At 72.2% G+C, this 21,427-nt stretch carries 23 protein-coding genes; 13 read left to right on the forward strand and 10 right to left on the reverse strand.

Translation table 11 applies throughout. From position 1 onward, the window contains the following. Positions 1–604: hypothetical protein (locus L615_RS23485; RefSeq protein WP_222430603.1), on the reverse strand; the 604-nt coding region annotated here is incomplete at its 3' end. Then, positions 601–1,464 carry a PP2C family serine/threonine-protein phosphatase gene (locus L615_RS17820; RefSeq protein WP_036516912.1) on the reverse strand — a complete coding sequence of 288 codons (864 nt, stop codon included), beginning with the start codon at positions 1,462–1,464 and terminating at the stop codon, positions 601–603. The genes L615_RS23485 and L615_RS17820, both read right to left, overlap by 4 nt. A gap of 48 nt (positions 1,465–1,512) precedes the next feature. Between L615_RS17820 and L615_RS17825 the strand changes: the two genes are divergently transcribed. From L615_RS17825 to L615_RS17835, 3 genes are all read left to right on the forward strand, one after another. Beyond that, positions 1,513–3,804: a helicase-associated domain-containing protein gene (locus L615_RS17825; protein WP_145725949.1), complete on the forward strand. Its 2,292-nt coding sequence runs from the start codon at positions 1,513–1,515 to the stop codon at positions 3,802–3,804. Positions 3,805–3,828: 24 nt separating this feature from the next. Continuing rightward, positions 3,829–5,484, forward strand: coding sequence for a DNA repair helicase XPB (locus tag L615_RS17830; protein ID WP_145725951.1), 1,656 nt, complete (start codon positions 3,829–3,831; stop codon positions 5,482–5,484). 142 nt (positions 5,485–5,626) lie between these two features. Further along, entirely contained in the window at positions 5,627–7,906 is a 2,280-nt protein-coding gene (locus L615_RS17835; protein ID WP_145725952.1) for a SpoIIE family protein phosphatase, read from the forward strand. Positions 7,907–7,912: 6 nt separating this feature from the next. On the opposite strand, the gene L615_RS17840 is transcribed toward L615_RS17835, so the two are convergent. Further along, a complete protein-coding gene (locus L615_RS17840; protein ID WP_036516914.1) occupies positions 7,913–8,227 on the reverse strand; it encodes a chorismate mutase in 315 nt (104 codons plus the stop codon). Positions 8,228–8,284: 57 nt separating this feature from the next. On the opposite strand from L615_RS17840, the gene L615_RS17845 reads away from it, so the two are divergent. The 6 genes from L615_RS17845 (at position 8,285) to L615_RS17870 (ending at position 11,692) form a co-directional block, all read left to right on the forward strand. After that, positions 8,285–9,637 carry a TrpB-like pyridoxal phosphate-dependent enzyme gene (locus L615_RS17845; protein WP_145725954.1) on the forward strand — a complete coding sequence of 451 codons (1,353 nt, stop codon included), beginning with the start codon at positions 8,285–8,287 and terminating at the stop codon, positions 9,635–9,637. Between the two features lie 7 nt (positions 9,638–9,644). After that, positions 9,645–10,127, forward strand: a complete 483-nt coding sequence (locus tag L615_RS17850; protein WP_145725956.1) for a GNAT family N-acetyltransferase — start codon at positions 9,645–9,647, stop codon at positions 10,125–10,127. A 108-nt stretch (positions 10,128–10,235) separates the two neighbouring features. Beyond that, the gene (locus tag L615_RS23865; protein WP_222430604.1) at positions 10,236–10,457 is read left to right on the forward strand and encodes an RtcB family protein; all 222 of its coding nucleotides are present in this window, start codon (positions 10,236–10,238) and stop codon (positions 10,455–10,457) included. A 36-nt stretch (positions 10,458–10,493) separates the two neighbouring features. Continuing rightward, positions 10,494–11,039, forward strand: coding sequence for a hypothetical protein (locus tag L615_RS17860; protein ID WP_145725958.1), 546 nt, complete (start codon positions 10,494–10,496; stop codon positions 11,037–11,039). Between the two features lie 39 nt (positions 11,040–11,078). Continuing rightward, positions 11,079–11,423 (forward strand): hypothetical protein, encoded by a 345-nt coding sequence (locus tag L615_RS17865; RefSeq protein WP_145725959.1) that lies wholly within the window; start codon positions 11,079–11,081, stop codon positions 11,421–11,423. Positions 11,424–11,437: 14 nt separating this feature from the next. Further along, a complete protein-coding gene (locus L615_RS17870; protein WP_145725960.1) occupies positions 11,438–11,692 on the forward strand; it encodes a hypothetical protein in 255 nt (84 codons plus the stop codon). A 49-nt stretch (positions 11,693–11,741) separates the two neighbouring features. Here L615_RS17870 and L615_RS17875 read toward each other — a convergent pair whose 3' ends face one another. From L615_RS17875 to L615_RS17885, 3 genes are read right to left on the reverse strand one after another with little or no spacing between them, the layout of a single operon-like run. Further along, positions 11,742–12,134, reverse strand: a complete 393-nt coding sequence (locus L615_RS17875) for a DUF6228 family protein (RefSeq protein WP_145725962.1) — start codon at positions 12,132–12,134, stop codon at positions 11,742–11,744. Between the two features lie 39 nt (positions 12,135–12,173). Then, positions 12,174–14,267, reverse strand: coding sequence for a tyrosine-type recombinase/integrase (locus L615_RS17880; protein WP_145725964.1), 2,094 nt, complete (start codon positions 14,265–14,267; stop codon positions 12,174–12,176). Then, positions 14,245–15,390: a tyrosine-type recombinase/integrase gene (locus L615_RS17885; RefSeq protein WP_222430605.1), complete on the reverse strand. Its 1,146-nt coding sequence runs from the start codon at positions 15,388–15,390 to the stop codon at positions 14,245–14,247. Before L615_RS17885 ends, L615_RS17880 begins: the two co-directional genes overlap by 23 nt. 113 nt (positions 15,391–15,503) lie before the next feature. On the opposite strand from L615_RS17885, the gene L615_RS17890 reads away from it, so the two are divergent. The 3 genes from L615_RS17890 (at position 15,504) to L615_RS17900 (ending at position 17,675) form a co-directional block, all read left to right on the forward strand. Further along, positions 15,504–16,556 (forward strand): RtcB family protein, encoded by a 1,053-nt coding sequence (locus L615_RS17890; RefSeq protein ID WP_145725965.1) that lies wholly within the window; start codon positions 15,504–15,506, stop codon positions 16,554–16,556. A gap of 56 nt (positions 16,557–16,612) precedes the next feature. Continuing rightward, a complete protein-coding gene (locus L615_RS23490; RefSeq protein WP_186449920.1) occupies positions 16,613–17,233 on the forward strand; it encodes a hypothetical protein in 621 nt (206 codons plus the stop codon). 64 nt (positions 17,234–17,297) lie between these two features. Beyond that, positions 17,298–17,675, forward strand: a complete 378-nt coding sequence (locus L615_RS17900; RefSeq protein ID WP_145725968.1) for a hypothetical protein — start codon at positions 17,298–17,300, stop codon at positions 17,673–17,675. Positions 17,676–17,713: 38 nt separating this feature from the next. Here the strand turns inward: L615_RS17900 and L615_RS17905 are convergent, their stop codons facing one another. Next, positions 17,714–18,424 carry a GntR family transcriptional regulator gene (locus L615_RS17905; RefSeq protein WP_145725970.1) on the reverse strand — a complete coding sequence of 237 codons (711 nt, stop codon included), beginning with the start codon at positions 18,422–18,424 and terminating at the stop codon, positions 17,714–17,716. Positions 18,425–18,564: 140 nt separating this feature from the next. On the opposite strand from L615_RS17905, the gene L615_RS17910 reads away from it, so the two are divergent. Continuing rightward, the gene (locus L615_RS17910; RefSeq protein ID WP_145725972.1) at positions 18,565–19,188 is read left to right on the forward strand and encodes an alpha-ketoglutarate-dependent dioxygenase AlkB; all 624 of its coding nucleotides are present in this window, start codon (positions 18,565–18,567) and stop codon (positions 19,186–19,188) included. Between the two features lie 26 nt (positions 19,189–19,214). Here the strand turns inward: L615_RS17910 and L615_RS17915 are convergent, their stop codons facing one another. Genes L615_RS17915 through L615_RS17925 form a run of 3 tightly spaced genes read right to left on the reverse strand, consistent with a single transcriptional unit; the run spans position 19,215 to position 21,246 of the window. Beyond that, the gene (locus L615_RS17915; protein ID WP_145725974.1) at positions 19,215–19,616 is read right to left on the reverse strand and encodes a VOC family protein; all 402 of its coding nucleotides are present in this window, start codon (positions 19,614–19,616) and stop codon (positions 19,215–19,217) included. A 42-nt stretch (positions 19,617–19,658) separates the two neighbouring features. After that, positions 19,659–20,444 carry a hypothetical protein gene (locus L615_RS17920; protein ID WP_028654618.1) on the reverse strand — a complete coding sequence of 262 codons (786 nt, stop codon included), beginning with the start codon at positions 20,442–20,444 and terminating at the stop codon, positions 19,659–19,661. Positions 20,445–20,454: 10 nt separating this feature from the next. Continuing rightward, positions 20,455–21,246: a 3'(2'),5'-bisphosphate nucleotidase CysQ gene (locus L615_RS17925; RefSeq protein WP_051485485.1), complete on the reverse strand. Its 792-nt coding sequence runs from the start codon at positions 21,244–21,246 to the stop codon at positions 20,455–20,457. Positions 21,247–21,427 lie beyond the last annotated feature (181 nt).

Genomic DNA, 21,427 nt, shown 5'->3' on the forward strand with positions numbered 1-21,427 from the left:
GCGGGTCCTGGGCGGGTTCGTCCGCGGCTTTGACGGCCGGCTCCTCCGCCACGGGTACGACGACCGGCGCGTCCAGCTGTCCGGACGGCTCCTCGGCGGCGGGCTCGACCGCCGGGGCCGGCGCGGCCGATGTCGGGGCGGCGACGGCCGGGCGGTCGACGCGGCTGACCCGGACCAGGCCGGTCACGATCGGGAGGTCGCCCTCGGCGACGTCCTCACCCTCGACGGGCAGGGTCACGGACAGGGCGGTGACGTGGTCGACCGAGCGCTCGACCCAGGTGTGGCTGGCGGCGCCGTCGAGGTCGACCGTCTCGCCGTCGGTGACGAGGGTGGCGGTGACGCCCTGGCCGCGCAGCAGGACCCGGGTCGGGCCGTCGTCGGAGCTGACCAGGACGAAACCCGGGATCCGGCTCAGGCCGGAGGCCAGCAGGCCGTCGAGCACCTCGTCGAACCCGGCCCCGCCGTCGACGAGGGCCCACAACGAGACGACCTGGTCCTTCTGCGACGTGGGCAGGAGGACGGTCGCGTTCGCACCGAACACGGCGAACCAGTCGCCGGGACGGTAGGACCAGGCGCCGCTCGCGCCGGTGGCGGTCTCGCTCATGGGAGGGCTCCCAACTTCTGCTCCAGGCTCAGCCGCTGCGCGTCCGCGTCGTACGGCTCCGTGCGGACCAATCCCACCACATCGACCACGACGGCCGTTGCGTTGTCGTGACCACCGGCGGCGACCGCTGCCGCAACGACCTGCTCGGCCGCGTCGCGCGGGTCGTCGCAGGAGGCGAGGATGGCGGCGATCCGGTCGTCGTCGATCATCCCGCTCACGCCGTCCGAGCACAGCAGCAACCGCTCGGCGGCGACGAGGGGCAGCAGGAAGTAGTCGGCCTCGCCGCTCACGCCGCCGGGCAGGCCGGCGCCGCCGAGGGCGCGGGTGATGACGTTGCGGCTCGGGTGCACGGCCGCGTCGTCACGGGTGATCTGGCCGGTGTCGACGAGCTCCTGCACGAGGCTGTGGTCGACCGAGACCTGCTCGAGCTCGCCGTCGGTGAACCGGTAGGCGCGGGAGTCGCCGACGTTGGCCAGCAACCACACCGGGCCGGAGGCGGAGTCGACGAGGAGGGCGACGACGGCGGTGGTGCCGGCGGAGAAGTCGGCGGCGGCGCCGCCGGCGCGCTGCTCGGCGTCGAAGGCGAGGATCCGCTCCTGGACGGCCTCGAGCGTCGCCGCGACGGCCTCGGCACCGCGCTCGGCGTCGTAGCCGTCGCTGGCCAGGCGGGCGAACTCCTCGACCACGATCGCGCTGGCGACGTCGCCGCGGTCGTGCCCGCCCATGCCGTCGGCCACGACGAAGACGGGCGGGTCGGCGAGCCAGGCGTCCTCGTTGGCCTTGCGGACCCGGCCGACGTCGGTGGCGGCGCCGTGCTGCAGCTCGACGTGCTGCACCTCGGAGCGTCGTGGCGCGCTCATGCGGGGACAGCCGCCGTCGCTGCCGGGGCGCTCGGTAGTTTGGCCCCCGTGGGAGAGGAGCGGAGCGGGCACAGGTCGCTGGCCGACCAGCTGCGGTCGTGGCCCGACGAGCGCCTGGTCCGGCTGCTCACGGATCGTCCCGACCTCGCCACCCCTGCCCCTCACGACTTCAGCCAGCTCGCGTCGCGCGCCGCGGTCAGGAACTCGATCGCACGCGCACTCGACAACCTCACCCGAGGCGAGCTCTTCGTGCTTGATGCCCTCGTCGTCGCGGGCCAAACCACCGAGATCGAGCTGGTGGAGATCGTCCACGCCGACCCCGGCATCACCGTCGCGGCGGTACGACGACTGGTGGACCTCGCCCTGGCCTGGGAGTCGCCGGAGGGGCTGCGACCGCTGAGCGTCGTGGCGGACGCGCTGGTCGGCGGTCCGGACGCCGGCGTGAGCGGGTTGCGCCCGCGCTCGGCCGACCCACGCCCGCCTGACGAGCTGCTCGCCGTCGTCGAGTCGCTGCCGGGACCGGCCCGCGCGCTGCTCGACCACGTCGTCGACAACGGCAGCACCGCGAAGGCCGGCTCGGCGCGGATCGGGCTGCGCCCGGAGGACGCCGAGACACCCGCCGAGCTGCTCATCGCGCACCGGCTGCTCGTGCCGGCCGGCTCGCTGCAGCCCGGCCTGCTCGCGGTGCCGGGAGAGGTCGGGCTGGCCCTGCGCGGCGGCCGGACCACAACCACGCCGGTCGACGTGCCCCCGCCGGTCGCGTCCGAGCCGCGCTCCCCGCGCCTGTCGGCCAGCGCGGCGGTCGGCGCCGCGACCGACGTCGTGCGGCGCACCACGACCCTGCTCGAGTGGTGGGGTCACCGCCCCGCGGCCGCCCTGCGCACCACCGGGCTCGGCGTGCGCGAGCTGCGCGCCGCGGCCGCGCACCTGCAGGTCGCCGAGCCGGAGGCGGCGCTGGTCGTCGAGGTCGCGGCCGAGGCCGGCCTGCTCGGCAGCCGCGCCGACGCCGACGGCAACCAGGTGTGGGTGCCGACCGACGAGTTCGACCGCTGGCGCGACCTGCCGCCCGCCGAGCAGTGGACCGTGCTGGCGCAGGCGKGGCTGGCCAGCCCGCGACTGCCGTCGCTGGTCGGCGAGCGCGGACCGGACCAGAAGCCGTGGAACGCGCTCACCCCCGAGCTGGCCGCCCACGGCATGCCGGAGGCCAAGCAGATGGTGCTCGCCACCCTCGCCGGCCTCCCCGAGGGCGAGGGCCTGGCGTCCGGCACCGGGCTGCCGTCCCTGGTCGACCGGGTCGCCTGGGACCGGCCGCGGCGCCCGCGCACCCGGCCCGACCTGGTCGCGTGGGCCGTCGCCGAGGCGGCGGTGCTCGGCCTGACCGGCGCGGACGTGCTCGCGCCGTACGCCCGGGCGCTGGTCGCCGGCGACGACCCGACACCGGTGCTGGCCGCGCTGCTGCCGCCGCCCGTCGACCACGTGCTGCTCCAGGCCGACCTGACCGCCGTCGCGCCCGGGCTGCTCGAGCCGGACCTCGCGCGCCGGCTGCAGCAGGTCGCCGACGTCGAGTCCCACGGCGGCGCCACCGTCTACCGCTTCTCGGCCGACTCCGTGCGCCGGGCGCTCGACTCCGGGTGGACCACGGCCGAGGTGCACGCGTTCGTGCTCGCGGCCTCGCGCACCCCGGTCCCCCAGCCGCTGACCTACCTGGTCGAGGACGTGGCCCGCAGCTTCGGCCGGCTGCGCGTCGGCGCCGCGACGTCGTTCATCCGCTCCGACGACGAGGTCGCCCTCGCCGAGCTGGTCAACCACCCGCGGGCGGCCGGGCTCGGCCTGCAGCGCCTCGCGCCGACCGTCCTCATCTCGTCGCTGCCGCTGGACGTCCTCCTCCCTCGCCTGCGGGAGCTCGGGTCCGCGCCGGTGGTGGAGGGGCCGGACGGCACGGTGCGGGTCGGCGCCAGCGAGGGCCTGCGCGCCCGCACGCCCCGCACCCGCGACTCCGCGGAGCCCGGTCGCGTCGCCGCCCGGCAGGCCGCGCAGGTCGCGTCCGCGGTCCGCAGCGTCCGCGACGGCGACGCGGACGCACGCTCCCGCCCGGCGTCCGCGTCCGCCCCCGGCGGCGGGGTGCTCTCCGCGCTGCGCGACGCGATCGAGCGCCGCGGCGTCGTGGTCATCGGGTTCACCGACAACCAGGGCGTCATCGCCGAGCGGTCGGTGCTGCCCCTCTCCGTCGACGGCGGCCAGCTGGTCGCCCGCGACAGCGACGCCGACCCGGACGACCCGGACGCCGAGCGGCACTACGCGGTCCACCGGATCAACCGCGTGCTGCCCGTCGGGGGCTGACCGGGCAGAACGTAGACTCGTTCGGTGACCGACGGACCCCTCATCGTGCAGTCCGACAAGTCCCTCCTGCTGGAGGTCGACCACGAGCAGGCCGCCGAGTGCCGCAAGGCGATCGCCCCCTTCGCCGAGCTCGAGCGGTCCCCCGAGCACATCCACACCTACCGGCTCACCCCGCTGGGACTGTGGAACGCCCGCGCCGCCGGGCACGACGCCGAGCAGGTCGTCGACACCCTGCTCACCTGGTCGCGCTACCCCGTGCCGCACGCGCTGCTGGTCGACGTCGCGGAGACGATGTCGCGCTACGGGCGGCTGCGCCTGGAGAAGCACCCCACCCACGGCCTGGTCCTCTCGACCACCGACCGGCCGGTGCTGGAGGAGGTGCTGCGCGCGAAGAAGGTCGCCGGCATGCTCGGGGCCCGCATCGACGACGACACCGTCGCCGTACACTCCTCGGAGCGCGGCAACCTCAAGCAGGCCCTGCTGAAGATCGGATGGCCGGCCGAGGACTACGCCGGGTACGTCGACGGCGAGGCCCACCCGATCGCGCTGGCCGAGGACGGCTGGTCCCTGCGTGCCTACCAGGCCGAGGCGGCCGAGTCCTTCTGGCACGGCGGCTCCGGGGTCGTGGTCCTGCCCTGCGGGGCGGGCAAGACGATCGTCGGGGCGGCCGCGATGGCCGAGGCGCAGGCGACGACGCTGATCCTGGTGACCAACACCGTGAGCGCCCGCCAGTGGAAGGACGAGCTGATCCGTCGTACCTCCCTGACGGAGGAGGAGATCGGCGAGTACTCCGGCACCGTCAAGGAGGTCCGCCCGGTCACCATCGCGACCTACCAGGTCGTGACGACGAAGCGGAAGGGCGTCTACCCGCACCTCGAGCTCTTCGACGCCCGCGACTGGGGCCTCATCGTCTACGACGAGGTGCACCTGCTGCCCGCGCCGATCTTCCGGATGACCGCCGACCTGCAGGCGCGCCGCCGGCTCGGCCTGACCGCGACGCTGGTGCGCGAGGACGGACGCGAGGGCGACGTCTTCTCGCTCATCGGCCCGAAGCGGTACGACGCCCCGTGGAAGGACATCGAGGCGCAGGGCTGGATCGCGCCGGCCGACTGCATCGAGGTGCGGGTCTCGCTGCCCGACGCCTCGCGGATGGTCTACGCGACCTCCGACCCCGAGGAGCGCTACCGGCTCGCGGCCTGCACACCGGAGAAGGTGCGGGTCGTGCGCGACCTCGTCGACCGGCACGCCGGGCAGCCGACGCTGGTGATCGGGCAGTACCTCGAGCAGCTCGACGAGCTCGCCACGGCGCTCGGCGCCCCGGTCATCACCGGCCAGACGCCCGTCAAGGAGCGGCAGCGGCTCTTCGACGGCTTCCGCTCCGGCGAGATAGGCCTGCTGGTCGTCTCCAAGGTCGCGAACTTCTCCATCGACCTGCCCTCGGCCGAGGTCGCGATCCAGGTGTCCGGGTCGTTCGGCTCGCGGCAGGAGGAGGCCCAGCGCCTCGGCCGCCTGCTCCGCCCCGGCGACCCCGGCCCGGACGGCGAGCGCAAGGTCGCGCACTTCTACACGATCGTCTCCCGCGACACCGTCGACGCGGAGTTCGCCCAGAACCGCCAGCGCTTCCTCGCCGAGCAGGGCTACGCCTACCGGATCGTCGACGCCGAGGACATCACCTCCTGATCGCGACCTCCGCTGGCCCGGCCGCGCCGGGCCGTGGCCACGCGAGGTCCCCGGGATGGGGGCCAACGGCCGTGACTTCCACTAGCCTCCTGCGAAGGGCTGGCGGGACGAGGCCCGCCACACGACGCGGATCGGGGACGCAGTGAGCCAGGTGGATTCCAGCGGCGTGCCGCCGTCCGCCCACACCCCGGCGTACCAGACCGCCGACCTCACGACCTGCGACACCGAGCCGATCCACATCCCGGGGGCCATCCAGCCGCACGGCTGCCTGCTCGCCGTCGACCACGCCACCGGCCTGGTCGTCACCGCCTCGGAGAACGTGGCAGACCTGCTGGGCGTGAGCGCGGCCGACGCCCTCGGGCAGGACCTGCGCGCGCTGCTCGGGTCCGAGCTCACCGTCGAGGCCATGGCCCGCGCTGAGCAGGAGGGGCACGAGCCGCTCGTCGCGCAGGTGCGCCCGGCCCCGGCGGACCCGGACGGGCTGGGCAGCCTGCGCGGCCGCGAGGTCGACGTCGCGGTGCACCTGTCCGCCGACCGGGTCGTCGTCGAGCTCGAGCCGCTCGCCGACCGTCGGGGGCTCACCTACTCCTCGGCGCGCGCCGCGATGGCCCGCCTGGTCGCCGCCGGCACCGTCTCCGAGCTGGCCGCACGCCTGGCCGAGGAGGTCCGTGCCGTCACCGGCTTCGACCGGGTGATGGTCTACCGGTTCGACGCCGACTGGAACGGGGAGGTCATCGCGGAGGACCGGCGCGAGGACCTGAACCCGTTCCTCGGGCTGCACTACCCCGCCACCGACATCCCCGCGCAGGCGCGCCGCCTCTACACGACCAACTGGCTGCGGCTGATCGCCGACCTGGGCTACCGGCCGGTGCCGCTGCACCCCGTGCTGGACCCGGGGACCGGGCAGCCGCTGGACCTGTCCGGCTCCACCCTGCGCAGCGTGTCCCCGATCCACGTCGAGTACCTCACCAACATGGGCGTGACCGCCTCCATGTCGGTCTCGCTGGTCGTCGACGGCCAGCTGTGGGGCCTCATCGCGTGCCACCACTACTCGGGGCCGCACCGCCCGGACCACGAGGCCCGCGCCGCGGCCGAGTACCTCGGCCAGATCTCCTCCAGGATGATGGCCGAGCGCGAGCGCAGCGACGAGCGGGAGCGCGCCCTGGCCGGCCAGGAGGTGCTCAGCAAGGCCAACGCAGCGCTGCTCGGCGCGGGTGACCGGCTGCTCGAGGTCCTCGTGAGCGAGCCGGCCGTGCGCCAGCTCGTGGGTGCGCACGGCGTCGCGCTGTGCTTCGACGACCAGATCACCAGCGCCGGGAACGTGCCGCCACCGGAGACCTGCCGCCGGATCGCGGAGCTGGTCCGCCGCCCCGACGGCGAGGCGGCGGCGCACGACCACCTGGCCGACCTCGACCCGGACCTGGCCGGGCACGCCCGGCTGGCGGCCGGGGCCCTGGTGGTCGGCACCGCCGACGACCGCTGGCTCGCCTGGTTCCGCCCCGAGCAGGAGCAGGAGGTCAACTGGGGTGGCGACCCCAGCAACGCCAAGCTCTACGCCACCGAGGGGTCGGAGGTCCGGCTCTCCCCGCGCAAGTCCTTCGACAAGTGGCGCGAGGTCGTCCGCGGGCACAGCCTGCCGTGGTCCCCCTCCGACCTCGAGCTGGCCAACTCCCTGCGCACGCAGGCATCCACCCTGCTGCTGCACCGGTCGCGGGAGCAGATCGCCGTTGCGGAGTCGCTGCAGCGCAGCGTCGTCACCGACCTCGTCGCCGAGCACCGGGGACTCGAGGTGGCCGCCACCTACCTGCCGGCCAGTGAGTACCAGCTCGGCGGCGACTGGTGGGACACCCTCGACCTCGACGACGGCCGGGTCGCGTTCGCCGTCGGTGACGTCGCGGGGCACGGCGTGGCGGCGGTCGCTGCGATGACGCAGATCCGCACGGCGCTGCGTGCGCACCTCTTCGCCGGCACCCCGGCCACCGCGAGCCTCGACCTGCTCGACCGCATGATGGCGACGCTGATGGGCGACCAGGTCGCCTCGGCGATCGTCGTCGTGGTCGATCCCGCGACCGGGGAGCTGGAGATCGTCAACGCCGGCCACCCCGCGCCCCTGCTGTACGGCGACGGGCCGGCCCGCGTGCTGGAGGGGGACCACCGAGCCCTGCTCGGCGTGGGCATGGGCGGCGCCGTCGCGACCACCGCGACCCTGGCGCCCGGGGCGACCCTGCTGCTGTTCACCGACGGCCTGATCGAGCGCCGCGGGCGCGACCTGGTCGAGAGCGTCGAGGACCTCCGCCGCTCGGGAGAGCCCGGTCCGCGTGCCGGCGGCACCGCCCCCTGGTCGTCCGCGCTGGTCGACTCCGTGCCGGGCAACCGCGACGACGACACGACCGTCCTCGCGATCCGCCGTACCTCCGGCTGAAGGCGCTCAGGCCCCGGACTCGTCCTCGGCGAACTGCTCGTGGTTGCGGATGACCTCGGCGATGATCACGTTGAGGATCTTCTCCGCGAAGTGCGGGTCGAGGCCGGAGCTCTCCGCCATCGACCGCAGCCGCGCGATCTGGACCGCCTCGCGGGCCGGGTCGGCGGGCGGCATTCCGGCGCGGGCCTTCAGCCGGCCGACCTGCTCGGTGCACTTGAACCGCTCGGCCAGCAGGTGCACGAGGGCGGCGTCGAGGTTGTCGATGCTCGACCGGAGTCGGTGGAGCTCGGCCCGGGCGTCGTCAGCACTCACGGGCTCCATCCTGCCCTACGATCCGGACCACCCCCCGCCGCCAACCGAAGACCGAGAGGGCGCCCCATGAGCGACCAGGTGATGTACTCCCTCGAGCCGGACGAGCAGCCGACGCACTGGTACAACGTCGTCGCGGACCTGCCCGTCCCGCCGCCCCCGCCGCTGCACCCCGGCACCCGCGAGCCGGTCGGCCCCGACGACCTCGCGCCGCTCTTCCCGCCGGAGCTCATCGCCCAGGAGGTGAGCGCCGAGCGCTACGTCGAGATCCCCGAGCCGGTCCTCGACGTCTACCGGCAGTACCGCCCGAGCCCGCTCCACCGCGCCCGGCGCTGGGAGCAGCACCTCGGCACGTCCGCGCGGATCTACTACAAGTACGAGGGCGTCTCCCCCGCCGGCTCGCACAAGGTCAACACCGCGGTCCCGCAGGTCTACTACAACCAGCTCAACGGCATCACCCGGCTCACGACCGAGACCGGCGCCGGCCAGTGGGGCACCGCGCTGTCGTACGCCGCCGCGCTGTTCGGCGTCGAGTGCGAGGTGTGGCAGGTGGGGGCGTCGTACGACACGAAGCCGCAGCGGCGCACGCTGATCGAGGTCTTCGGCGGCACGGTGCACCGCTCCCCCAGCCGGCTCACCGAGGCCGGCAGGGCGTTCGCCGAGGACCACCCCGGCTCGCTCGGCATCGCGATCTCCGAGGCCGTCGAGGTCGCCGCGCAGGACCCGGGCGCGAAGTACGCGCTCGGCTCGGTGCTCAACCACGTGCTGCTGCACCAGACCGTGATCGGCGAGGAGGCACTGCGCCAGCTGGCCAAGGCCGGCGAGCCCGGCGCCGACCTCGTGGTCGGCTGTGCGGGCGGCGGCTCGAACTTCGCGGGCCTGTCGTTTCCGTTCCTGCGCGAGAAGCTGGCGGGCAACCAGGACCCGCGGATCCTCGCGGTGGAGCCGAGCTCGTGCCCGACGCTGACGCGCGGCGAGTACCGCTACGACTTCGGCGACACCGCCGGCCTGACACCCCTCATGAAGATGCACACGCTGGGCCACGACTTCGTCCCGTCGCCGATCCACGCCGGCGGCCTGCGCTACCACGGCATGGCGCCGCTGGTCTCGCACGCAGTCGAGCAGGGCTACATCGACGCCGTCGCGCTGCACCAGAACGAATGCTTCGACGCCGCCGTCGAGTTCGCCCGCACCCAGGGCGTCGTCCCGGCGCCCGAGTCGTCGCACGCGCTCGCACAGGTGCGTCGCGAGGCGCTCGCCGCCGCGGAGACCGGCGCCGAGCCGGTCATCGTCGTCGGCCTCTCCGGGCACGGGCTGCTGGAGCTGGGCGCCTACGCGACCTACCTGTCCGGCAACCTCGAGGACGACCCGCTCTCCGACGAGGCCCTCGCCGAGGCACTGGCCAACGTCCCGGTGGTGTGAGGACCCGATGACCGTCGTCGTCCGCCCGGCCTCCGCCGCCGACGTGGACGCGGTCGTGGCGGTCGGCCACGCGACGTGGCCGGCCGCCTACACCGCCCTCGCCGGGGAGGAGTACGTCGAGCGCGGGCTGACGGAGCTGTGGGCGCCCGACGACGTCGCCCGCGCGGTCGAGGCCGGGATGGTGCTGGTCGCGGAGTCGGGCGGCGAGGTCACCGGCATGGTGATGTGCTCCCTCGACGACGGCGTGCTCACGATCTGGAAGCTGTACGTCGTACCCAACCGGCAGCGGCGCGGCACCGGGTCCGCGCTGCTCTCCGCCGTGCTCGCGGGCCCGGGCGCGCGGGCGCGCGAGGTGCGCCTGGCCTACATGGCCGGGCACGAGCAGGCCCGCCGGTTCTACGAGGGCCACGGGTTCGTCGAGACCCACCGCAGCCCCGACGAGCGCGGCGGTCCGGACGACGTGTGGATGCGCCTGGCGTTGCGTGGGTAGCGCCCGGGAAATGGAATGTGCAACGCATTTCCCGGTCCCTAGCCTCGTCCGTCGGCCCGCACCCGGCGGGTCCTCGGCACGCGTTGGGCAACGACACAGGAACCATCGATGGAGAAGATCACCCCGAAGCTCCTCAGCTGGGCTTCGATCCTCGAGCAGGGCACCCGCGACCAGGCGGTGACGACGGCCAGCATGCCGTTCATCCACCCCCACCTCGCGCTGATGCCCGACGCCCACCTAGATGTTATCTGGACAAGATGCAAGCACGTGGCTGACAGCGAGCGAGGAACCCGTAGGCACACGTCCATGGTGTCTACGGCGATCACCTGAAGGACCTGATCCCGGCGGGTGTGGGAGGGTGCCCAAGTGACTGCCAAGGATCCGAAGGTGTCGGGCTGGCGGCCAGACTTCCGGTCGGCTGACGAGCAGATTGATCGCCATTCCGCACGACTTCGCGCGCTGGTCGGCCATCGACTAATCGAAGCGTGGACCGTGTGGATTGTCGGCGACGACTGGTTTGCGGACCTACCCGTCGTTATGCGCTTCGACGACGGCACCCAATTGGAAGTCTGCTGGGAGAAGTTTGACGATCTCTCGCTCACGTGGAACACGATTGACCTCAGCACTACTCCGCGCGCCTGGGTGGATTGGCCGCTCGAATGGCGACGGGATGCTCATGATGACTTGATGTCCGTGGTCGGCGGGATCGTCACTGACGTTCGGGCTACGACCTATCTCTTTGAGACTCAGAACGTCGACGACCCCGAGGACAAGAGCGCCGCCTGGCTCACAGCGGGTCTCTGGCTGGCGACCGATTGCGGTGACCTCCATGTCTTCAATGCGCTCGACGAGAACGGCGTGGCTGCCAAGCGCCCCGAGCGGGATGCAGCCCACGACTGGCGTCCCGTCTGATGCTGACCGGTGCGTGACCTACGCGGCAGGATGTGACACGTGGAGCACCTGATCGACCTGGATGAACTCGCCTCACGCCTTGACTCGACGATGGAGCCGTGGCGGAAGCAGGCGACAGTGGGGCCGCTGACGTGGCGCGACGAGAAAGCCTCATGGCCCCAGCCGATCGTCACGGACCGCACGGTCGTCGAGGTGCCCGAGTCGTTGGGGATCCGACTGTCGCTCGACCCGGACGACGAGATGGAGGTCGTCGTCTGGACCGGCGGCTGGGCCGACGTCCTGATGGTGATGGACGGCGAAGCGGTGGACCTCTGTCCCGAGTTCAACGACGTCGACGGCGCCTACGCAGCGGTCGTCCGCAACGTCGAGGACTTCCTCGCATAGCCCATACTCAGCGCATGCCCGAATGGGAACCAGACCTCAGCGTCGAACCGCCCGCCTGGATGGTCGAAGGTGCACGCGTCCTTCACGACACATTTGGCTCAGGAACGGTCGGACGCGTGGCGACATACAAGGACGTGCCCTCGGTCTGGGTCGATTTCGATGACGGCCAGACCAAGGCGTTGGCGTTGGAGTTCGCGCTGCCGCACATGTCTCCGGAACCCGAGAAGCGGACGAAGCGGAAGCGCTGGTTCGGCCGCGACGCCGGGTAGCACCCGGCCAGACGCCTCGACGTCAGGGGCGATGTCGCGTCACGGGTCGTCAAGCGAAGAGCGACTTGGCCGCGAGCACTGCGTTGGTGATGTCCTCGCCAGGCCCGACCGTGAGGTCGGCGCGCACCTCCCAGTCGACGAACCGCTCCATGGTGACCCTGAACGTCACGTGCGCGCCGGTGTGCTCGGCGGTGATCGCCAGTTGGCCTTCCAGGTTGGCCCAGTCGCGCGCGCCATCCCAGCCCCGCCAATCGCGCTCCATGTCTGTCAGGAAGGCAACGAAGCGGGCGAAGTCTGGGTACTCATAGACCCAGGTCGCCGCCGACAGGCCATCGCTCGTCACCTCGACCAGCGCTTCGTCCGGCGGCGCAGCCCCGGTTCGCTTCAAGTCGAGCACCGTGAGGCCGTGCGCACGAGTGCCGAGGATGACGACGGGGTCCATGGCGGGATTCTCGCAGTGGCCGGGCCGCGTGGAGCCGAATTACTCGGCTTCGTCGACAGGCTCGCCCAGGTCGCGCAACAGGTCCTCGATGCGCTTCTGAGTGGCACGGTGCCGCTCCACCTCGCGCGGCCAGCCCCGGACCTGGGCATCCTCGATCAGCCACTGCTCCCGCTCCCAGCGGCGGCGTAGTCGCGGTGCGTGCTCCTTGGTGGTGAAGAACTTGCTGCACACGAAGAAGAGTTCACACTCGCACGGCCCTTCCTCAGGCAGGCGGACGCAGGCACCGAGTTCCAGTTCGGTCTTGAAGAAGTTGGTCTTGAGCCAGTCCAACTCTCGCTGGGGCAGCCGGTTGGTCAGGATGGACTCGGCAGCCGGGCCTGCGATCGCGGTGCCGTTGCTGACGACCTTCTCGTAATCAGCCTTCACCTCGGGGTCGCTGACCTGGGCGTAGGTCATGGTCATGTCCGAGGTTTCGTGGCCGAGGATCGCCATGATGGTGCGCCAGCGCGCACCCTGCTCGACGAGGTTCGTCCCAAGTGTGTGCCGGAAGCGGTGAGCCGTGATGACCTTGCCCCTGCCGTCGACCTTGATGAGCCCTGCCTGCTCGCAACACTCCTGCAGGGCAGCGTCGAAGAGGAACCCGTGCGACAAGCGTCGACCGCGCCGCATGAAGAGGAACCTCACCCGCCGTTGGGTGCGCGGGTCGACTGTGCCGAGGTCCCTGTCTCCACCCCTCAGCATCTGGACGGCTTGGATCGCCTCGGCGGCCTCGTCAGCGAGCGGGATCGAGCGCTCCTTGTTCGTCTTCCCAGCCGGGATGCGCAGGCGGTATGTGCCGTCGTCGTAGGTGTCGAGGCAGTCGATCTCCAGACGGGCGATCTCGTCGCGCCGCGCGCCGCTCCATCGGGCGACCAGGAGGGCGCAGCGCTGATACGGGTCGGCGAGTTGTCGCATCGCGGTGACGACTGCGTCGAGTTCCTGCTTGGGGATGTTGCGTGGGAGGCGTTTGCCGACCTTGGCGTAGTCGTTGCTGTGAACGAGCGTGCGCACCGGGGCTGGCCCCAACTCCTCATCGCGCAGCGCTGCCAGCATCGCGGCCAGTGAGGACAGCGCCGAGTTGCGTGTCTCCGCGCTCAGGAAGCCATCGCCCCTCACGGTCGGTCGGGCGCGCAGCCACTCGATGTAGCCGACGACGTGATGCCGCTTCAGTTGATCCAGCCGCTCCAGTTCGGGGTGCTTGTCCTCGACGAACGCGAGGAAGTACCGGATGTAGAGGTCGTGGTTGGCGAGGGACTTCTTCGGGGTTCCACGGGCGGCATCCCAGTTCTGCCAGGCATCGACACCGGCCTGGATCCCTTCCGCGACGGTAGGCACAATCGCCCGCTGGTCACCCTGCCGTGTCTGCTTCGGGCCATCGAGGACGAGCCCCAGTTGGTGATGGATCGCCCAGCACGCGAACGCCGCCGAACGAGCCCCCTGCCCCAAGCGGCGGTCTCGCTCCTGCCACCGGACATTGCACATGGGATTGACCGTCGCGTAGACCTCCGCAACCTCTCCGCGCAGACGCGCGAAGTCCTGGGACGTCAGTCGCTTCACAACCCCTACATCGCCATGTCGCAGGGCGAACCTGGGCAAGCAGAAGCCGATTGCCGCGCTGGCCGCTTTGCGCGACCAGTCAAGACTGGCCGCCTGCGTCACGATGTCCTCGACGTGATCGACAAACCAGCCGTGGCCGAGCGCCCGTGCCATTTCGCCGACCCCGCGCAGATCAAGCATCAGCAGGTAGTCCCACGGCAACTGAGCGCGTCCGCTCAGTGCCATGAACTGGATGTACTGCCGCGCCTGATAGGCGACAGCGTTCGTCATTCCGGAAGGTGCGCGGCCCTCGATGCGCCATTGAGAGCCGAAATTTAAGTTTTGACTCCGGTGGGGGGGGGGGGGGGGGAGCCAGTCGTCCATCGTCGGGTAGCGGCCGACGAATGCCCGATAGCGGCGGATCGCGTTCTCGAACGCGTCCTCGGACTTGAAGAGGGGGCGGATGACCTTGCCGTACTCCTCCTCTGTGGCGTGGGCGGTCGTCGCGCTTTGCCCTGCACGTCGCCTGCGTACGTCAGTGCGCTGGGTCGTCGCCACGGTGCTCCTTCTCCTGCATCGCCTGAAGGGCGGCCTGGTAGTCGTCCCGCACCGTCTTGTCGCTGACGTGGGTGTAGATCTTGGTGCTCTCCGTGGAGGCGTGGCCGAGGCGCTTCTGAAGCGTCATGTCGCGCATCCCGTTCTCGAACAGTTCCGTCGCGTGCGTGTGCCTGAGTGCGTGCGGCGTCGTCCACGGCGTCCTCAGCCCGAGTGCCGCCAGTCGTCGGGCGAACAGACGGTTGATCGCGTCATAGGAAACCGGCTCCAGCCGACGCTTGCCGTTGCGCCCGAGGAGGAACACCAGATCGGTCGTCGCTCCATGCGGTCGCTCGTGCATGACGTACGCGCTGAGCGCGGGCAGGGTGTACGGGTCGTGGAGGTCGATGATTCGCTCGACCCTCGACTTCGTCCGAAGACCGCGTGGGTCTTCGTCCACGAAGCGGATGATCACGCGACGCTGGCCGTACTGGATGTCCGACAGACGCAGTGTGAGCGCCTCGGCGGGACGGAGTCCGCCATTGACGCACAGGAGGAAGATCGCTCGGTCGCGCAGGGTCGTGAGGCTCGCGAGGAACTTCTCCACGTCCTCGCGTGCCATCGGCCGGGGCACCCGCTGCGTCGAGCGGACGCGGATCCGCCGTCGGATCGGCTTCTGCCGCGACGATCCCCCAAGGGCGGGCTTGCGCCCCTTCGCTCCCTTGGAGGAACCTTCCGTAACCAGCACCGGGTTCTCCGCTTCGAACATCTCCGAGACGATGAGGAACTCGTAGAACGACGAGACCGTCGAGAACGCCCTCGATACCGACGAGTCGTCCAGACGGACCGGACGCCGCGCGCCCGGTTTCGCAATCCCACGCGCTGCCCGCGTCGCGTCAGTTCGCAGATATTCGAGGAATGCGACGCTGTGGCGAGGACGGAACTGATCGAAGGTGATTCCCTCACGCTCACAGAAGCGGACCAGGTATTGCAGGTCGTGGGCGTACGCCTTGATCGTGTTGGGTGACTTTCCGCCGTTCTCCAGGTACCGCAGGAATTCCGACACCAGGAGGACCTCCTCACCGGCGTCATCCGCGAACTCGTATCCGACTCGACCGCTCACCCGCCGGACCTTCGTCACTGGCACCGACCACCTCCTGAGCCTCTCAACGCGCCGGTCGACGACCGGCCCGAGCCGGACGTTACGGGTCCCCACCGACAGGTCAGGGACGCCTCCCGGCGGCCCGGCTTGTCCAGATAATGGGCCTGGGCGCGACGGTGGGGTCGGTCATCCCGACCCTCGGCGCGATCATCCCGGCCGCGGTCGGGGTCGACATCGGCTGCGGCATGATCGCGGTGCGCACCCAGCTCTCCCTCCCCGAGCTGCCGGCCGACCGGCGGCCGCTGCGCGAGGCCATCGAGCGGGCCGTCCCGCTCTCCGCCGGCGCCGCGAACCGGAAGGTCTCCCGCGAGCACACCGAGCGCCGCCTCGAGGAGCTCACGGCGGCCGCGGAGCAGGCCGGCTTCGAGCCCGGCCGCTACGCGAAGGCCTGGGAGCTGCAGCTGGGGACGCTCGGGTCGGGCAACCACTTCATCGAGGTCACCGTCGACGAGGAGCAGCGGGTGTGGCTGTTCCTGCACTCCGGCTCGCGGGGCGTGGGCAACAAGATCGCGCAGAAGCACATCAAGGTCGCCCGCGACCTGTGCGAGAGGTGGTGGATCGACCTGCCCGACAAGGACCTCGCCTACCTCTCGGAGGGCACCGACGAGTTCTGGGCCTACATCCGGGAGATGCGGTGGGCGCAGCGCTACGCGCTGCTCAACCGCGAGGAGATGATGGACCGGGTGGTCCGCCAGTTCGCGGAGTGGGTCGGCCTCGGCTCGGCCGACGAGGTGGAGCGGACCGACGAGGTCAACTGCCACCACAACTACACCGAGCAGGAGCACCACTTCGGCAAGGACGTGTGGCTCTCCCGCAAGGGCGCGATCAACGCCGAGCGCGGCCGGATGGGACTCATCCCGGGCTCGATGGGGACGGCGTCGTACGTCGTCAGCGGGCTGGGCAACCCGGTGGCGCTCAACTCGGCACCGCACGGCGCCGGGCGGGAGTACTCCCGGTCGAGGGCACGGCGCACCTTCACCCGGGAGCAGCTGCGGGAGGCGATGACCGGGATCGAGTACCGCGACACCGACGCGTTCATCGACGAGATCCCGGCGGCGTACAAGGACATCGACCAGGTCATGGCCGACGCCGCCGACCTGGTCGAGGTCCGGCACACGCTGCGCCAGATCGTGAACGTCAAGGGCGACTGATCGGTGGTCGGGACCCCTCGGTGACAGCGGCCGGGGCGGTCGGTTTGAATGTCCGGATGGAGGACGACCATCCCGACCTGCCCTGGCCGCTGACCGGCGCGGACTCCCTGCGCGACGAGGTCCTCGCGGCCTACGCCGACCCTGCCCGCGGGCACCACGGCGTCGACCACCTGCGCGAGGTGCTGCGTCGCCTCGACGAGCTGGAGGAGGCCGGGGCCCGCTACGACCGGGTGCCGGTGCAGCTGGCTGCGTGGTTCCACGACGCCGTCTACGACGGCGAGCGGGACGCCGAGGAACGCTCGGCCGTGTGGGCCGAGCACGCGCTCGCGCCGCTCGTGGACGAGGCGACCGTCGCCGAGGTGGCCCGGCTGGTGCGGCTCACCGAGCACCACCGGCCCGAGCCTGAGGACGGGAACGGGTGCGCGCTGTCCGACGCCGACCTCGCGATCCTGGCCTCGGGCGCGGAGCGCTACGACCAGTACGTCGCGGCGGTCCGCAAGGAGTACGCGCACCTGCCCGACGAGGTGTTCGCCGCCGGCCGCGGCGACGTGCTGCGCCAGCTCGCGGCCAAGCCGCGGCTCTTCCACACCGCGCACGGCCTGACCACCTGGGAGGAGCCCGCCCGGGCGAACCTCGCGCGGGAGCTGGAGAAGCTGCCGCCCGCGGAGGGTGGCTGACGCCGACGGCGCCCGTCGCGGCATGCTCCGACCGGGCACCGGCGGGGTTGGCCGGGTGCGCACAATGGGGCGTGTGGACGACAGCGTGATCTTCGTGGCGCGGGCCCAGGTGCTGGCCGACCTGGCCGCCCGGGGGCTCGACACACCGGCGTCCGTGAGCCTGCTCGACGAGGCCTGCTCGGAGCGGCGCTGGTGGCTCGAGCAGTGGGCCGAGGGTGCGCCCTACATCGCCGGGCTGATCGCCCAGGACCTGCAGGACGCGCTCGCCGACGAGTTCGGCCGCGACCAGCGCAACGGGTTGTGGCCGGTGTGCTCGCGCTGCGCCGAGGGGCCGGTGCACGCGCTGCACGTCGACCCCGACCTCGGCGGGCCGGACCCGCGATGGGTGTGCGAGGAGACCGGCGAGGCAGTCGCGCCGCTGGGCGGGCTCGCCGGCGCCTGAGCCCGCCTCCGAGTGGCACCCGGGCGGCTGGATCCCGGTCAGGCTCGCAGCTGCAGGTGCAGCGTGTAGGCGTCCCCGCGCAGCACCGAGCGGGTCATCTCGACCACCGTCTCCTCGCGCATCGCCCGGCGGGTGAAGCGGAGCACTGCGCTGCCCGGTGGGACCTCGAGCAGCGCGGCCTCACGGTCCGTGGCGACGCCCGCCGCGACCGAGTCGTCGCACCAGGTCGGGCGGGAACCGCGAGCCTCCAGGGCGTCGTACAGGCTGGTGGGGAGGTGGTCCAGCAGGTCGCCGGCGACCACAGCCGGCAGCCACGTCTCCGACCACCCGAACGGGCGGCCCTCGGCGACCCGCAGGCGCACCCAGTGCACCATCGCGTCGCCGGGCTGCACCCGGAACGCCGCGGCCATCTCGGGCTCGGCCGGCTCCGCGCCGGCGGCCAGGGTCCGGGTCTCGAGCACCGTGCCGCGCCGGGCGAGGTCCTCGGTCAGCCCGCGCACCCCCGTGGGGGTGCGGCGCGGCACGGCGACGAACGTCCCGCGACCCGGGTGGCGCTCGAGCACGCCCTCCCCCACCAGCGCGTCGAGTGCCTGCCGCACGGTCATCCGGGCGACGCCGAACTGGTCGACGAGCTCGCGCTCGGAGGGCGCCGGCGTGCCCGGCGGCCGGTCGGCGACGAGGCCGCGCACGTACTCGCGGATCGCCACGTGCTTGAGCGACCGCCGTGCCGTACGTCCCTCGGGAGCCACCTCATCAGGCTAGGTAGCGGCACCCGCACCGTCCGCCGAACCCGGAATCCTTTGCCCGCCTGGCTACCTCATTTCCGAGGGTGGACGCGTACCGCGCGTCGTGCGAACACCTGTTCGAACGACGGCGTACGCTGGGTGGCATGTCGGTGGACTTCCAGAGCACCCTCTTCGACAGCCCGGCCAGCCACCCGCCGGCCGTCCCGGATCGGCGCGTCCTCAGCGGCGGCGCCTGGGTCGACGTGGCCCGCAACTGGCTGCCGGACGCCGACGACGTCTTCGCCACGCTGGTGCGCGACGTGCCCTGGCGGGCGGAGCGACGGGCGATGTACGACCGCCTCGTCGACGTGCCGCGGCTCATCTACACCTACATGATCGGCGAGGAGCTGCCCCACCCACGGCTCACCGCCGCCCGGGAGGACCTCAGCGCCCACTACGCCGGCGAGCTCGGCGAGCCCTTCCGCACCGCCGGCTGCTGCTACTACCGCGACGGCCGCGACAGTGTGGCCTGGCACGGCGACACCATCGGTCGCGGCTCGATCCACGACACGATGGTCGCGATCGTCTCCCTCGGCGACCCGCGCCGGCTGCACCTGCGCCCGCGTGACCCCGAGCGCCGCGAGGAGTCCTTCGCCGTCGAGATGGGCCACGGCGACCTCGTCGTCATGGGCGGCTCCTGCCAGCGGACCTGGGAGCACGCCGTGCCGAAGGTCGCCTCGGCCGGCCCGCGGATCTCGGTGCAGTTCCGCCCGCTCAACGTCTTCTGACCGCCACCCGGGCCGGAGACCGGGGTTCAGTGGTCGGCCGCCGCGACCTCCGCGTCGGAGCGCAGGATGCAGAACTCGTTGCCCTCCGGGTCGGCCAGGACCACCCAGCCGGAGCCGGGCCCGTGGATGCCGCGATGGTCGGCGACCTGCGTGGCGCCGTACCCGAGCAGCCACTCGACCTCCTCGTCGCGGGTGCGCTCGCGCGGGCGGAGGTCGAGGTGCACGCGGTTCTTGACCGACTTCGCGTCGGGGACCTCGATGAAGAGCAGCTGGTGGCCGGTCTGCGGGTCGCGGACCATGCACTCCTCGTGTCCGGGGAGGTTGGGGTCCCCGTCGATGTCGACGTACCCGAGCACCGGCTTCCACCACTCGGAGAGCTCGTAGGCGTTCGTGCAGTCGATCGTGGTGTGCGAGATGTAGGACGTCATGGACCCACCCTCCCGAGCGGGCCCGCGGGCCACAACCGGTTATCAGGGTGTCGGCGGCGGGGTCGCCGGGGGCGGCGTGCTCGGGGCGGGACCCGGGTCGACCGTCTGCGTGACGGTCTCGGTGACGGTCGCGGTCGGCGACGGCGTGCCGGTCGAGCCCGAGGGGCCCGGCGTGGGGCCCGACGTCGAGTCCGTCGGCGCGCCGGTCGGGGTCGGGGTGTCGCCGGGTGCCGGGGTCGTCCCGTCGTCAGCGGGCCGGTCGGGCCGCGGCTTGCTCGGCTTGTCGTCCTTCCGCTTCTCGCGGTCGACGACGCCGGTGATCGAGGTGCGGTCCGTGCCGTCGGTGCCCCCGGTGATGCTGGAGACGCTCCGCCCCGCGATCAGCTCGACGACGCTGATGACGACCACCGCGACCAGGAAGACGACGACCGCTGCCACGGCGATGCGGCGCCACGGCAGCCCGGACCAGCGCGAGTGCTCCCCACCCGCGTCGTCCATCACCGACTCCTCCGCGGCCTCGTCGAGATGCCTCGTGTCGTGGTGCCCGTCGACCTCGTCGCTCTCGGCGTGCCGGCGCGCTCGCGCGGCGTCCCGGGCGAGGGCGGCAGCCTGCAGCTCGGCGACGCGGCGGCGGCTGCGCTCGATGCCCTGCTTGTAGACCGCGCTGCTGACGGTGGCGATGACGCTGCCGAGCGCAGCTCCGATCAGCGTGCCGGCCGCGCCCAGGGTGGAGAGCAGCACGGCGACGGTGACCGCCGCGCCGGCACCGGCCGCGGTGGCCTGCCAGTCGACGACGGGCGTACGCCGTTCCTCCCTCTCCTCGGCCACGTCCGCTCCGTCAGTCGGTGCCGTTGGCCTCGATGAAGGCGAGGATCTTCTCCGACAGCTCCGGACGGCACACGATCACGTCGGGCAGGTAGACGTCGGCCTGGTTGTAGACCAGCTCGCTGCCGTCGACCCGCGAGGTGAACAGGCCGGCGGCCCGGGCGACCGCGACCGGGGCGGCGGAGTCCCACTCGTACTGCCCGCCCGCGTGGACGTAGGCGTCGGCGACGTCGCGCACGACGGACATCATCTTCACGCCGGCCGAGCCCATGGGCACCAGCTCGGCGTCCAGCTCGGCAGCGAGCGCCTCGACGAAGGCCGGCGGCCGGGTGCGCGACACGGCGATGCGCGGCCGCGTGGAGGTGCGCGGCGGCACGACGGGCGGCTGCCCGGTGTTGAAGGTCTCGCCGAGCGCGGGCTGCGCGACGGCGCCGGCGACCAGCTGGCCGTCCTGCCAGAGGGCGACGTGCACGGCCCAGTCGTCGCGCGGCGGCTCGGAGAACTCGCGGGTGCCGTCGAGCGGGTCGACGATCCACACCTTCGACGCAGTCAGCCGCGCGTCCTTGTCCTCGGCGCTCTCCAGCGCCTCCTCCGACAGCACCGCGTCGTCGGGGCGGTGCGCCGCGAGCAGCTCCATCAGCAGCTCGTGCGCGGCACGGTCGCCGGCGTCCTTGAGCTCCTTGCCCTCCAGTCCCTCACCCCGCACCTCGAGCAGGCGCCGGCCGGCGGCCTCGGCCAGCCAGGCGGCGAAGAGGTGGTCGTCAGCAACGACCTCGGGAGCAGGGGTACCGGGCTCGAAAGTCACCCGCCCAGCGTAGCGAGGTCGCAACCACACCCCCGAGACCGACCGGGGGTCACCGGCTCCGGCCCCGGGAGCCCGGCCCGCCCGCCGCCGCTGGTCGAGGTGCGAGGAGCGCCAGCGACGTGCCTTCCGCCGCTGGTTGAGGTGCGAGGCGCCCCAGCGCCGACCTTCCGCCGCTGGTTGA

The sequence above is a fragment of the Nocardioides sp. J9 genome (assembly GCF_007829375.1).
Taxonomy (GTDB): Bacteria; Actinomycetota; Actinomycetes; order Propionibacteriales; family Nocardioidaceae; genus Nocardioides.

What these genes read in the sequence shown, in the direction of transcription:
- L615_RS17820 (WP_036516912.1), bottom strand. Translation starts at nt 1,464, where the DNA reads ATGAGCGCGCCACGACGCTCCGAGGTGCAGCACGTCGAGCTGCAGCAC.
- L615_RS17840 (WP_036516914.1), bottom strand. Translation starts at nt 8,227, where the DNA reads ATGGAGCCCGTGAGTGCTGACGACGCCCGGGCCGAGCTCCACCGACTC.
- L615_RS17845 (WP_145725954.1), top strand. Translation starts at nt 8,285, where the DNA reads ATGAGCGACCAGGTGATGTACTCCCTCGAGCCGGACGAGCAGCCGACG.
- L615_RS17850 (WP_145725956.1), top strand. Translation starts at nt 9,645, where the DNA reads ATGACCGTCGTCGTCCGCCCGGCCTCCGCCGCCGACGTGGACGCGGTC.
- L615_RS23865 (WP_222430604.1), top strand. Translation starts at nt 10,236, where the DNA reads ATGGAGAAGATCACCCCGAAGCTCCTCAGCTGGGCTTCGATCCTCGAG.
- L615_RS17870 (WP_145725960.1), top strand. Translation starts at nt 11,438, where the DNA reads ATGCCCGAATGGGAACCAGACCTCAGCGTCGAACCGCCCGCCTGGATG.
- L615_RS17875 (WP_145725962.1), bottom strand. Translation starts at nt 12,134, where the DNA reads ATGGACCCCGTCGTCATCCTCGGCACTCGTGCGCACGGCCTCACGGTG.
- L615_RS17890 (WP_145725965.1), top strand. Translation starts at nt 15,504, where the DNA reads ATGGGCCTGGGCGCGACGGTGGGGTCGGTCATCCCGACCCTCGGCGCG.
- L615_RS23490 (WP_186449920.1), top strand. Translation starts at nt 16,613, where the DNA reads ATGGAGGACGACCATCCCGACCTGCCCTGGCCGCTGACCGGCGCGGAC.
- L615_RS17900 (WP_145725968.1), top strand. Translation starts at nt 17,298, where the DNA reads ATGGGGCGTGTGGACGACAGCGTGATCTTCGTGGCGCGGGCCCAGGTG.
- L615_RS17910 (WP_145725972.1), top strand. Translation starts at nt 18,565, where the DNA reads ATGTCGGTGGACTTCCAGAGCACCCTCTTCGACAGCCCGGCCAGCCAC.
- L615_RS17915 (WP_145725974.1), bottom strand. Translation starts at nt 19,616, where the DNA reads ATGACGTCCTACATCTCGCACACCACGATCGACTGCACGAACGCCTAC.